We start from the raw sequence: 11,546 nt of genomic DNA, 5'->3' as shown, positions 1-11,546 counted from the left end.
CACCGGAGGGCGTGCTCCTCAAGGCTGCACCGCTGTTTCCCGCGACGACGATCGACGAGGTGGTTGGCATTCTTCGCCACGACGGAAAGCCGTTGTCTCTGGACGACATGGATATCGCCGTTGCGGCGGAGGCGAAACGTCGTGCGCGCGGTTGATACCAACGTTGTCATTCGCCTGATTGTTGCTGATGACAAGCAGCAGACAAGAAAGGCGCGGGCCGTATTCGAGGCCGGCGATGTCTTCATTTCCTTGACGGTGTTTCTGGAGACCGAATGGGTGCTACGCAGCGGTTACGGCTTTGCACCAGACAGCGTCGTCGCAGCCCTGACCGCAGTGGCTGGACTTCCCGGTGTGACGGTCGAGGAGCCTGCGTTGCTTGCTCTCGCACTCGAATGGGTCGGTGAGGGAATGGATTTTGCCGACGCGCTGCATCTCGCAAAGGCCGCAGGATGTGACATGTTTCTGAGTTTCGATCGCAAGCTGGCCAAAGTGGCAGCCGGTCGTTCACCTGTCGCGGTGACGCAGCTGTAGAATGTGAAGTCAAGCGCGCAAGCTTGACCTCAATCATCATCAGGTTGAGCCAGTCAAAATCCCGACATCGGCACGCGTCTATTCGCCACGACGCGAATTCGGGAACGCCGGCATGACGCCCGCATTCACTCAGCATTCCGCTGAATGAAATGAAGGGCCTCTCATGACCGACCGCCGTACTTTCCTCACTGCCGCAACCGGTGCCGCCATGCTAGCCGTCGGCGCGCGCGGTGCGATGGCTGCGCCGAATACGCCGGTGGCGGCTTTGCCGGTCAATGACAAGTCCAGCCGCTATCGCCCGGCCGGCCGTTTCGGCATCGGCGGCACGCAGGTGGGCAGCAATCATGTGCCGACACCAGCCGATCAGGCGGCGGGGATCATGCAGGCGGCGTGGGACGAGGGCGTGCGCTATTTCGATACGTCGCCATGGTACGGTCTCGGCTTGTCCGAGCGACGCTTCGGCACCTTCTTCGACGGCAAGCCGCGCGACGCATTCATCATTTCCACGAAGATCGGCCGCGTGCTCGTGCCGGATGCAAAGGTGGGTGGTACCAAGGTTGGCAACTGGATGCTGACGCCGCCGATGCGGCACGAATACGACTACTCTGCCGATGGCGTGAAGCGCTCGGTGGAGCAGAGCCTGCAGCGCATGGGCATGGACCGGCTCGACATCGTCTTCGTGCATGACCTGTCGCCCGACAATAAGGACATGGGCGAAAAATGGACCGAGCATTTCGAGAAGGCGAAGACCGGCGCCTTTGTCGAGCTGACGAAGATGCGCGATGCCGGTGTCATCAAGGCCTGGGGGCTCGGCGTCAACACGCTGCCACCGGCGCTGAAGGCCTTCGAGGTCGCCGATCCCGACATCATCCTGTCGGCGACGCAATATTCGCTGGTGAAGCACGCCGACGCGCTGAACCAACTGATGCCGGTCGTCGCCAAGCGCAATGCGTCGATCGTGGTCGGCGCGCCGCTGAATGACGGATTCCTCGCTGGCGGCGAGCGCTTCAACTATGCGGCCATACCACCGGAGATGCGCGCGAAGCGGGCGCGGGTCGCAGCGCTCGCGCAGGAGCACGGCACCAATCTGCGCACCGCCGCGCTGCATTTCGCCATGGCCAATCCGACCGTCTCGGCGATCATCCCGGGCGCGCGCTCGGCGACCCAGGTGGCGCAGAACGCCGCCTCGATCCGCGCCAAGGTGCCGGCGGAGTTCTGGGCGGCGCTAAAGCGCGAGAAGCTGATCGAGGACAAGGCGCCCGTGCCGAGCTGATTGCTTCGTCCGTCAATAGTGACAATCGCGCATGGCGGGTGAGGCTTCGGGATTGCCTCGCTCGCCTGCGCTGGAACAGTTGGCGATGCTCCGTATTGTGGTAGCCTGCGACCGGAGGTCGTCATGGCGCTGCAGGCGCACGGAGATCGCAAGTATCACACCAGCGAGCGTCTCGGCGATCTCGTCGAGTGGACGAGCTTGCGCATCGAGCGTCGGCGGCTCGAAGCGGGACTGCAATCCGATCTGACACTGGAATGCAACGAAATCGTCATGACATTGGGCGGACGATCGATCGTGCGCCGGACCGGTGATGGCGATACACAAAAGACATTTGCGCAATCGGGTACGACCTGGATTTGTCCGACCGGGATTTTCGAGCGCAATATCGAGCTCTCGGCGCCGCTGGAAACGCTGCACATCTATCTGCCGCCAACGCTGATCGAGCAGGGGGCGCTGATCGACTACGAGATCGATGCATCGCGGGCGGAGCTCGCTTATGCTGGCGGCTTCACCGACCCGATGCTGCATCAGATCGGCCTGGGCTTTCATGACCTGCTGGACCGGCCGATCCAGCCGACTGACCGGCTCTTCGTCGATGGCATGCGCACGGCTCTGGCAGCGCATCTGCTTGGCCGTTACTCCGTCGATCAATGGGTAACGCCGGTGAAGGCGCCGTCGCTCGATTCAAGGCGGCTGAAGCGGGTGATCGACTATATCGAAGCGCATCTGGCTGATGACATTTCACTCGACGCCCTGGCGCGCGAGGCGCATCTCAGCCCCTATCATTTTTCGCGCCTGTTCAACGAGGCCACCGGCTCCTCGCCGCATCGTTATGTGACCGATCGGCGGGTTCAGGCTGCGCAGCAGAAGCTTGCACGGGCCGGAGACGCCATGGTCCAGATTGCGCTCGACACCGGCTTCGGCTCGCAGGCGAATTTCATCCGTGTTTTCCGCAAGGCCACCGGCCTGACCCCTGGCCAGTATCGCGAGCTGTGCCGGCGTTGATTACGCGCAATCGTGCCCCTCGGCACGATCTGCACATCAGCAAGATCTGCGCATCACTCGGCAAGATCGGAAAATACCGCACGCCGGCCTCCGACTAAACCTGCCTCATCGGGAATGAACGTCCTGATCCACTCGAAACGGTTCGAGCTGGCCTCCCACACACGTTCATCGAGGAGACAGTCATGGCCTATCAGAGCATCAACCCGGCAACGGGCGAATTGAACAAATCCTTTCCCAATCATAGCGATGCCGATGTGAAGTCGGCGCTTGCGGCGGCGCATACGTTGTACAAGTCCGACTGGTCCAAGGGCCCGCGGCAGCCGCGCCTGGATCTGCTGCTTCGCTTCGCCAATCTGGTCGAAGAACGGTCCGAAGAGCTGGCGCGCGTCCTGGTCAAGGACATGGGCAAGCGGATTTCGGAAGCACGTTTTGAAGTTCAGGTCACGGCGGACATCGCGCGCTATTATGGTGAGAATGGCGACAGGTTTCTCGCCCCGCAGCAGCTCAAGACGCCCAAGGGCAAGACCTGGGTCGAATATCACCCGGTCGGCGTGCTGGTCGCCGTCGAGCCGTGGAATTTCCCGTTCTATCAGCTGATCCGCGTGGCGGCGCCGGCCATCGCCGTGGGCAACCCGGTGCTCGCCAAGCACGCCAGCAACGTGCCGCTGTCCGCTGTCGCCTTCGAAGAATTGATGACGGCTGCCGGCGCGCCGCGCGGCGCCTGGACCAATCTCTTCGCCAGTGGCGATCAGATCGCGGCCCTGATCGCGGATGATCGCGTGCAGGGCGTGACGCTCACAGGCTCGGAAAAAGCCGGCAGCATCGTTGCCGCCCAAGCCGCCAAATATCTCAAGAAGTCAGTGCTCGAACTCGGCGGTGCCGATGCGCTCATCGTTCTCGATGATGCCGATCTGGATCTCGCCGTCAGCGAAGCGGAGCGCGGACGTCTCTACGTGGCCGGCCAGGCTTGCAACGCCATGAAGCGGTTCATCGTGCACAAGAACGTGGCCAACAAGTTTCTCGACAAGCTCACGACGGCCTTTGCCGCCACCAGGGTCGGCGATCCCATGGACGAGACCGTGGGCATGGGGCCGCTATCGTCCCATGGCGCCCGCGACGATATAGCGGGGCAGGTGGAGCGTGCCGTGAAGGCGGGTGCGACGCTTCATTATGGCGGCAAGATCATCGACGGACCGGGCGCCTTCTACATGCCCACCATTCTCACCAATGTCGCGCGCGACAATCCTGCCTATTTCGAGGAATTCTTCGGCCCGGTGGCGCAGGTCCATGTTGTGCAGGATGACGACGAGGCGGTCGAGCTCGCCAATGACTCGCATTTCGGCCTGTCCGGCGCGGTGTTCACCAGTGATGTCGCGCGCGGCACGGCGCTCGCGGCGCGTATCGAGACCGGCTCCGTCTGGATCAATGCCCGCTCGCAGACCGCACCCGAGTTGCCATTCGGTGGCGTGAAGCGATCGGGCTACGGCCGCGAACTCTCCGAATTCGGCATCAGGGAATTCGCCAACATGAAGATGGTCGCCGTCTCGAACGGCTGATCATCGGCAACCGGCGGTGATGCATGTCACCGCCAATCAACTCTCGTCCCAGGCAACTTCCAATTATCATTCACAGGAGAACGATCATGAGCGAAGGTATTCAAGGCAAGGTCGTGTTGATCACAGGCGGCGGCACCGGTCTCGGTGCGGAGACGGCGCGTTATCTCGCATCGAAAGGCGCGGCCGTCGCTGTCGCGGCACGCCGCAAGGACAAGCTCGAACAGGTGGTCGGACAGATCACGGCCGCTGGCGGCAAGGCACGTGCCTATCAACTCGACGTGGTGCGGAGAGAGCAGGTCCAATCCGTCGTCGATGCGGTCATCGCCGATTTCGGCAGGCTGGATGTGCTCATCAACAATGCCGGCCTGATGCCGATCCGTCCCATGGCCGAGGTGAATGTCGATGAGTGGGATGCCATGATCGACGTCAATCTGAAGGGCACGCTCTATGGCATCGCTGCGGCACTGCCGGTGTTCCTGAAGCAGGAGAGCGGACACATCATCAATCTCTCCTCGGTCGCGGGCACCAAGGTGTTCGCACCCGGCGGCACCGTTTATTCCGGCACCAAGTTCGCCGTGCACGCCATTTCCGAGGGGCTGCGCCAGGAAGTCGGTAGCAGGCTGCGCGTCACCTCCATCGAGCCCGGTGCAGTGGAGAGCGATCTCATGCTCGGCACCAGCGGTACGTCGCAATCGGCGGTGGCGGATTTCTACAAGGCGGCGATTCCCGCGAGCTCCGTTGCAAAGGCCATCGCCTTTGCCATTGAGCAGCCGGCCGATGTGGACATCAACGAGATCGTCCTGCGCCCGACGGCGCAGGAGTTCTGAACGAGACCGCTTGTGACGGGGCCGGAGCGGCGATATCGCTCCGGCCCCGTGGCATGCACGGCATCATTGCTGCCCGGCTCTGGGATGGGATGCGCACGATCATCGGTGATGTTACGACAGACGCTCCCTTCTTCCGGAGCCCGCCTGATGTCCGACGCCCCCGTACCGACCCAGCCCGCCACCGCGGCCGAAACCGATCCCAACGCTCTCGGCTGGATGAAGGGCTCCCCACCGGCGCCGGACAAGCTCATCAAGTTTCACGACGATAGCTTCCGCGAATTCCCACAACTGCGCTGGGCCTGGAGCAATGTGCGCTCGCTGGTGCCGACGGTGGCCGTCTGGCGCGGCGATGGTGGCGCATCCGTGCTGCCGCGCGAGGAGCGCGATATCGGCGGCTCGCAATCGACGACCATGGACGGCCGTCCGATGACCTTTGCAAAAATGTTCGACGAGACCTATGCCGATGGCATCGTGGTCCTGCACAAGGGCAAGCTGATCCATGAGCGCTATGCCGGCGCGCTGAAGCCGCACAAGCCGCATATCGCCATGTCGGTGACGAAGTCGTTCACCGGCACGCTGGCGGGCATCCTGATCGCCGAAGGCAAGATCGATCCCCAGGCGCCTGTCACCGACTACGTGCCGGAGCTGAAGACCAGCGCCTTCGGCGATGCCCGCGTGCATGAGGTCATGGATATGACCACCGGGCTGAAATACACCGAGGTCTATGCCGACCGGAATTCCGATGTCTGGAGCCTGCGCCGCGCCAACGGCATGGCGCCCATCCCGCCGGACTATCAGGGCGCGACCGACATCTTCGCGCTGCTCTGCATGCAGGAGAAGCAGGGCGAACACGGCAAGGCCTTTGCCTACAAGACCGTCAATACGGATGTGCTTGCTTTCATCGTCCGGCGTGCCAGCGGCGCGACGCTGAGCGATCTCCTTTCCGAGCGGATCTGGGCGCCCATGGGGGCGGAAGAGGACGCGCATTATCACGTCGATCGCATCGGCACCGAGAGCGGCGGCGGTGGCCTGTCGACCACGGTGCGCGATCTCGCCCGCTTCGGCGAGACCATGCGCAATCACGGCCGTTTCAATGGCCGCCAGATCGTGCCGGCCGCGGTGGTGGAAGACATCGAGCGCGGCGCCGATCCCGCAAAGTTCAAGCCGGCCGGCTACACCACGCTGCCCGGCGGCTCCTATCGCAATCAGTGGTGGGTGACGCATAACGAGCATGGCGCCTATATGGCGCGCGGCGTGTACGGGCAGGGCATCTATATCGACCCCAAGGCCGAGATGGTGATCGCGCGCTATGCCTCGCATCCGGTCGCCGGCAATGCCGCCAACGATCCCGTGACGCTGCCGGCCTATATGGCCCTGGCCAAGGACCTGATCGCGGGCCGCTGAGGCGGCCCCAAGGGAACCCGCCGAAGGGAACTTTTCGGCGGGTTGGGAGTCATCTTTCCGGCCGACACCTCCGTCGGTGCTATCCGGACCGTGTAATGATGACCAGGCCCTTGCAGATTGCTTTGTGGCTACGATACGCCTGCGCCGCGCTGCTGCTGGCTTGTGCCGGCAGCGTCGCAGTCGCGCCTGTCCATGCGCAGGACGCTGTACGCGAAGCGCCTGTCGCAGAACCCGTGGTGATCACGCCGCCGGCGCGCGTCTATATTCCGACGCCGCGCGATCCGAAGAATCTCGATCCCACCACCAACGGCCTGACCCTGATCCACGGTAATTATTGCGGCGTCGGATCGCGTCCGGGCGGACCCATCGATGCGCTCGATGTCGCCTGCATGCATCACGATGCCTGCACGCCGACCGGGCGTCTGCCCACCTGCGACTGCAATGCGCGCTTGCGCGATGAGGCGGCATTGGTCGCCCGCGATCCGCGGCAGCCGACCGAGCTTCAAAGTCTGGCATCGATGGTTGCAGCGGCTGCAACCGTCATGCTCTGCAAGCCGTCCTTGTCGACGGCATCGGCGCCGCCCGCCGCGCCGCCGGTACCGTTCGAATCCGTGCCGCCGGCACGTGATGCGGTTCCTGCAGAGCCCGTGACCGTGGTGCCCGCCACCGCCGAGCCGCCGCCCCCGGCATCGGCGCCGCTGGTGATCGCGCCCAAGCCGACGCCGCTGCCCTGATCATGGCACAGGCCGGATGCCATGAGGGGCAATCGGCCGGATGCGCGCTATGATCTCGTCTTCTTGATCGCACCGTCGGCGATGCGATAATTCGCGGCAATGTCCCGCGCGCCGCCGATGTCGTCGGTGACCTCGAAAGTTTTTGCGTCGATCGCCTTCTGCACGGCGCCGGTGACGAAGCTGAACACGGCCTTGTCGTCGCGGCCCCAGAATGCGTTCAGCTTGACGAAGCGGCGTCCATCGATCCCGGCGACCACCATGCTCCCCTGCGACCGGTACAGGCCGTTGTCGTCCTGTGCCCAGCCATTGGTTTCGGTCTCGCCAAGAAAGCGGAAGCTGGCCGCATCGAGCTTCTTCTTGTGCTCGCCATGCAGATAGACCCGGCTTGCATCCGCGGCCCAGGCACCGCGCTTTCCGAATGCGCGGAAGCTGCGCGGATCGGCCTTGTCTAGCGGAGCGACCACATGGTCGGGATGGCCGAATGGCGAATGCGTGCGTGCGAATGTGGAGGTGTAGACGCGCTGATTGTCGGTGGCGAACGGACGTTCGGTACCGACCATCATGAAACTCTCTGGATCGGCGTCGTCGATCTGGTATCCGTTGTAGTAAACTGCATGCCCGTCCTTGCCGAACAGTCCGCCAAGCGCGGTGAAGGTGGAGCGGTCTGCGCCGACGATCCTGCATTGGCGACAGAAAACGTGCTCGGCGTCCCGCCCGTGATCGGCATCAAGCGCCTCGAATGTCGCGGGATCGGCACCGTGCAGGAGGTTGAATGTTTCCTCCATGCGTCGCCCGGCTTGATGCACCTCGCGATGGAATACGGCGTGTTGCGTCCTGAACCAGTCATGGGCGATCGGCTGCGCGCCATCCGCCTTGCCGCGATAGTCGGGATGCCACCAGCCGACGATGCCGGCGTGGTGCTTCGCGAACCAGTCCTTCAGCAACATGTCGTGTTCGTCATGCAGCGAATACTGCACGGTCTCGTGGGTCTTGGCGCCATTGGCCGGGGTCAGCGCACCGCCGAGATGAAACAGGTTGTCCTTGTCGCCCACGAACGGACCGTTGGCGACCAGCGTGTCCATGTCGAGCCGGTCAAAATGAAAGAAGTGGCTGCCGTTCTTCACATAGAGCCGGTAGCGATCGCGGGCGAAGGAGGTGCTGTTCGGCACCAGCGCGAAACTCGCGGGGTCGGCATCCGGCACCGGGCGATCCTCGAGATAGACGCCGCTGGCGCTCACGCCATAATCATCGTCGATGGCGCGAAAACCGTCGGCATCGGGCGTGACGAACAGCGCCTTTCTGTTGCGGGCGTGAAACCACCAGATGCCACGGGAATCGCGCAGATAGCCGGCCCACAAATAGCCATCGCAAAATGCATGGATGATTTCGAATTCATCGGCTGTAATGCCGCCCTGGATCGCGACAGGAGCATCGCTGCCATCGCCGGTGAGCATGACGCTTCCGTCGAGCACGGTGAAAGGTGCGGTCAAGATCGTCTCCGTCATGTGTCTGTCAGGATGCGTGGGGAGAGGGCGAGACGCAGATGGCCGCTATCGTGAGCCGGTCCCGCAAGATCCCGAATGAGTGGGGCATAAATAGGATGAGCGTTGCGATGCCGGACGCATCGGCGCGCTGCACAGGGAGCCGGAGTATGACCATGTGGAGAAGAGCGCACCTTGCCGCAGCCGTGGCTTTTGCGATGCTCATGCCGACATCGAGCTTCGCCGGCGTCAATGTCCGCTTCGTCAATCCCGAGGGTTTCACCGATGCGGGATCGAACGGGTTTCGGTCCGCCGATGCAGGGACGCTCGCCGAGATCAGAGCCTATCTGCAAAGGCTGGGCGGAAAGTTTCTTGCGCCCGGTCAGATCTTGACCATCGACATTCTCGACATCGATCGCGCTGGCATGGAAGAGCCCTGGCGTGGCGGCAGCATGGGCGATGTCCGCATCATGCGCGGGGTCACGCCGCCGCGGATCAAGCTGCGCTATGTGCTGAACGAGAAGGGGCGACGGGCGCGCAGCGGCGAGGAGACGCTGACGGACATCAATTATCAGATGAATCCGTCCGCGCGTTTCGGCGGCGATCGCCTGGTCTATGAGAAGGCATTGCTTGACGACTGGTTCAGGCGCATGTTCCCGCGCGACAGGTTCTAGAACACGGAGAGACGATCAATGGCACGCGTGCGTTGTATCACCGAGATGGGCATGGGCGTCGACGTTCACGGGCGTGACGCGACCAAGGCGGCGAAGCGCGCGGTGTCGGATGCAATCCGGCATTCCAGCGTCGGCTTCTTCCGCATGGTCGGCAAGACGCCGCATGACATGTTCGTCGATGTGACCATCGGTGTGCCCAATCCCGAAGCGGTCGATACGGACGCCGTCGCCAAGGAATTGCCCTATGGCACCGTGACCGTGAAGGCGGTGCAGGGCGGGCTGGACATTCCCGCCGAGAGCGGCACCGATGGCATTCTCATGGCCAATGCGGCGGTCATCGTGAGTCTCGACGACGGCAAGTGAGCCGTCGCCGAGAGGCCGGGGAATTTACTGCGCCACGCTCCGTTGGAGCGGATCTCCTTGCGCCATTCGCGCGACGGCAGATGTGATGAGCCCGTCATCAGCCATGCGCGACAGCACCCAATCGCGCCGCAGGCGCGCACGTTCCATGTTCTCGGCAACGTCGATCCGCATGGTGTTCGGTGCCTTTGGCAGCGCTGCGAGATAGGCGGACTCGGAAATCGAGAGCTGACCGATGGTTTTGCCGAAATAGAACGATGCGGCATCGGCGATGCCATAGGCAGGGCCGCCGTAATAGATCGTATTGAGATAGAGTTCGAGGATCCGCGTCTTGCTTAGTGCATGCTCCAGCCGTCGGGCCAGAATGATCTCCTTGATCTTCCGCGAGACCGAGGGGCTTTCCCCTGCAAGCAGCATGTTTTTCGCGAGCTGCTGGGTGATGGTCGCGCCGCCCGATGGCTTCTTGTTTTCCAGGAGGTCCGGAATCGAGAACAGCGACGCGCGCAGGATGGCGAGTAGATCGTAGCCGCCATGTCCGAAGAAGCTCCTGTCCTCGGCAGCCAGGAACGCCTTGACGACATGGACGGGAATATCTGGCATGGCGACGAATTGCGGCGGTCCGGCCGGGGTCGTGCGTTGCGTGACGGGATTCGTTTCAGCATAGGCTTTGAGGTCAGCAACGCCGGGCAGCACCGTGCCGTAGCTCCAGAAGGCGGCCGATAACGTAATGCCTGCGGCGAGGAGCACGACGCCGGTCGCCATGGCGCCGCGCTTCATCAGGCGTAGCACCGGCGACTGGACGCGATAGTGCCGCGAGAGCTGATCGTAAGGCAGGCGCCATGCCGCCACGATCTTCTCGATCATTTCGGCGGAGAGCGGACGCTTCCTCTTGAGAACCTCTGACGCGCGGGAGCGCGAGCCGATCAGTTGAGCGAGATCGGACTGGCTGCGTCCCTGACCAGCCATGGCGAATTCGAGAAAGGCGATCGGGTCAGGCTCGGGGAGCTGCACGTGGCGCCGCTCGTAATCGGCAACCAGGATCGACAGGATCTCCAGACGATCGGCTGCCTCCGTCCCGGGCTCCGCGCCAAAGAGGCGATCGATTTCTGCGAGGGCATGCGCGCAATCCTCGGCACTTCTGATCGGCTTCACCGCGATAGACATCCGTCCGCTCCGTTAGTTTCGGTCCTTTGTCACGACCTTCGCGACATGCACCGTCTGCAGTCTTTCATCGACGAGAAGTGTGATCCGACACCCCGCTGTCGACATGAGAAGATCGATAGCGGGGCCCTGTGTGGTCACCGTGATATTCGGCAGGCAACTCGCCAGCGCGTCAGCCGACATCGCTGGGGCTGCGCGAAGGAATGCTGCCAGCGCAGCCAATTCCGGCAGGGCCTTCGGATGGACAGCGCCATGCGCTTTCAGGCGAGACAGTCCGATGACATTCATGCACGCGTCAGCCAGCTGATCCCGAAGTTTCGAGGAAAAGTGTTCCCATTAATGGGAACATATCGCGGTATCCAGGGAATGCAAAGCACTTTTTGGAAATGGGAGACAGCTGCGCGGGCCGTCCGCGTTTTGCTGCGCCGGCGGGCATATGCAGCGACATCGATATTGCGTAGGGGAGTAACCTTCCGACATCTGCCAGGTGAATGATCATGGACATATTCGATCGCCTCAAAGCCGCAGCCGCCGATGATT

12 protein-coding genes are annotated in these 11,546 nt (G+C 62.9%); 9 read left to right on the top strand and 3 right to left on the bottom strand.

Annotated features, from left to right (window positions below; genetic code table 11):
• Window positions 1-141: 141 nt before the first annotated feature.
• The 7 genes from ACIQ17_RS24655 (at window position 142) to ACIQ17_RS24625 (ending at window position 7,330) form a co-directional block, all read left to right on the top strand.
• A complete protein-coding gene (locus ACIQ17_RS24655) occupies window positions 142-531 on the top strand; it encodes a type II toxin-antitoxin system VapC family toxin (RefSeq protein WP_398471885.1) in 390 nt (129 codons plus the stop codon).
• 163 nt (window positions 532-694) lie between these two features.
• Window positions 695-1,804, top strand: coding sequence for an aldo/keto reductase (locus ACIQ17_RS24650; RefSeq protein WP_398471884.1), 1,110 nt, complete (start codon window positions 695-697; stop codon window positions 1,802-1,804).
• Window positions 1,805-1,927: 123 nt separating this feature from the next.
• The gene (locus ACIQ17_RS24645) at window positions 1,928-2,809 is read left to right on the top strand and encodes a helix-turn-helix domain-containing protein (protein ID WP_398471883.1); all 882 of its coding nucleotides are present in this window, start codon (window positions 1,928-1,930) and stop codon (window positions 2,807-2,809) included.
• Between the two features lie 182 nt (window positions 2,810-2,991).
• Window positions 2,992-4,365: an NAD-dependent succinate-semialdehyde dehydrogenase gene (locus ACIQ17_RS24640; protein ID WP_398471881.1), complete on the top strand. Its 1,374-nt coding sequence runs from the start codon at window positions 2,992-2,994 to the stop codon at window positions 4,363-4,365.
• Window positions 4,366-4,451: 86 nt separating this feature from the next.
• A complete protein-coding gene (locus ACIQ17_RS24635; RefSeq protein ID WP_398471879.1) occupies window positions 4,452-5,192 on the top strand; it encodes an SDR family oxidoreductase in 741 nt (246 codons plus the stop codon).
• Window positions 5,193-5,339: 147 nt separating this feature from the next.
• The gene (locus tag ACIQ17_RS24630; protein ID WP_398471877.1) at window positions 5,340-6,596 is read left to right on the top strand and encodes a serine hydrolase domain-containing protein; all 1,257 of its coding nucleotides are present in this window, start codon (window positions 5,340-5,342) and stop codon (window positions 6,594-6,596) included.
• Between the two features lie 98 nt (window positions 6,597-6,694).
• A complete protein-coding gene (locus ACIQ17_RS24625; protein ID WP_398471876.1) occupies window positions 6,695-7,330 on the top strand; it encodes a hypothetical protein in 636 nt (211 codons plus the stop codon).
• A gap of 47 nt (window positions 7,331-7,377) precedes the next feature.
• On the opposite strand, the gene ACIQ17_RS24620 is transcribed toward ACIQ17_RS24625, so the two are convergent.
• Complete coding sequence (locus ACIQ17_RS24620) at window positions 7,378-8,820, bottom strand: DKNYY domain-containing protein (protein ID WP_398471875.1); 1,443 nt, start codon at window positions 8,818-8,820, stop codon at window positions 7,378-7,380.
• A gap of 167 nt (window positions 8,821-8,987) precedes the next feature.
• On the opposite strand from ACIQ17_RS24620, the gene ACIQ17_RS24615 reads away from it, so the two are divergent.
• Both ACIQ17_RS24615 and ACIQ17_RS24610 read left to right on the top strand, forming a co-directional pair.
• A complete protein-coding gene (locus ACIQ17_RS24615; protein WP_398471874.1) occupies window positions 8,988-9,485 on the top strand; it encodes a DUF3016 domain-containing protein in 498 nt (165 codons plus the stop codon).
• Window positions 9,486-9,503: 18 nt separating this feature from the next.
• Window positions 9,504-9,848, top strand: coding sequence for a Lin0512 family protein (locus ACIQ17_RS24610; RefSeq protein WP_398471873.1), 345 nt, complete (start codon window positions 9,504-9,506; stop codon window positions 9,846-9,848).
• Between the two features lie 24 nt (window positions 9,849-9,872).
• On the opposite strand, the gene ACIQ17_RS24605 is transcribed toward ACIQ17_RS24610, so the two are convergent.
• Both ACIQ17_RS24605 and ACIQ17_RS24600 read right to left on the bottom strand, forming a co-directional pair.
• Window positions 9,873-11,009, bottom strand: coding sequence for a transglycosylase domain-containing protein (locus tag ACIQ17_RS24605; protein WP_398471872.1), 1,137 nt, complete (start codon window positions 11,007-11,009; stop codon window positions 9,873-9,875).
• 281 nt (window positions 11,010-11,290) lie between these two features.
• Window positions 11,291-11,546 (bottom strand): hypothetical protein (locus tag ACIQ17_RS24600; protein WP_398471870.1); only part of this gene is annotated, 256 nt, incomplete at its 5' end.

It is taken from the genome of Tardiphaga sp., assembly GCF_044340795.1.
Lineage (GTDB): Bacteria > Pseudomonadota > Alphaproteobacteria > Rhizobiales > Xanthobacteraceae > Tardiphaga.
The sequence above is the reverse complement of the archived record's forward strand: the minus strand, read 5'-3'. Positions and strand labels throughout refer to the sequence as shown.

What these genes read in the sequence shown, in the direction of transcription:
- ACIQ17_RS24650 (WP_398471884.1), top strand. Translation starts at nt 695, where the DNA reads ATGACCGACCGCCGTACTTTCCTCACTGCCGCAACCGGTGCCGCCATG.
- ACIQ17_RS24645 (WP_398471883.1), top strand. Translation starts at nt 1,928, where the DNA reads ATGGCGCTGCAGGCGCACGGAGATCGCAAGTATCACACCAGCGAGCGT.
- ACIQ17_RS24640 (WP_398471881.1), top strand. Translation starts at nt 2,992, where the DNA reads ATGGCCTATCAGAGCATCAACCCGGCAACGGGCGAATTGAACAAATCC.
- ACIQ17_RS24635 (WP_398471879.1), top strand. Translation starts at nt 4,452, where the DNA reads ATGAGCGAAGGTATTCAAGGCAAGGTCGTGTTGATCACAGGCGGCGGC.
- ACIQ17_RS24630 (WP_398471877.1), top strand. Translation starts at nt 5,340, where the DNA reads ATGTCCGACGCCCCCGTACCGACCCAGCCCGCCACCGCGGCCGAAACC.
- ACIQ17_RS24625 (WP_398471876.1), top strand. Translation starts at nt 6,695, where the DNA reads ATGACCAGGCCCTTGCAGATTGCTTTGTGGCTACGATACGCCTGCGCC.
- ACIQ17_RS24615 (WP_398471874.1), top strand. Translation starts at nt 8,988, where the DNA reads ATGTGGAGAAGAGCGCACCTTGCCGCAGCCGTGGCTTTTGCGATGCTC.
- ACIQ17_RS24610 (WP_398471873.1), top strand. Translation starts at nt 9,504, where the DNA reads ATGGCACGCGTGCGTTGTATCACCGAGATGGGCATGGGCGTCGACGTT.
- ACIQ17_RS24605 (WP_398471872.1), bottom strand. Translation starts at nt 11,009, where the DNA reads ATGTCTATCGCGGTGAAGCCGATCAGAAGTGCCGAGGATTGCGCGCAT.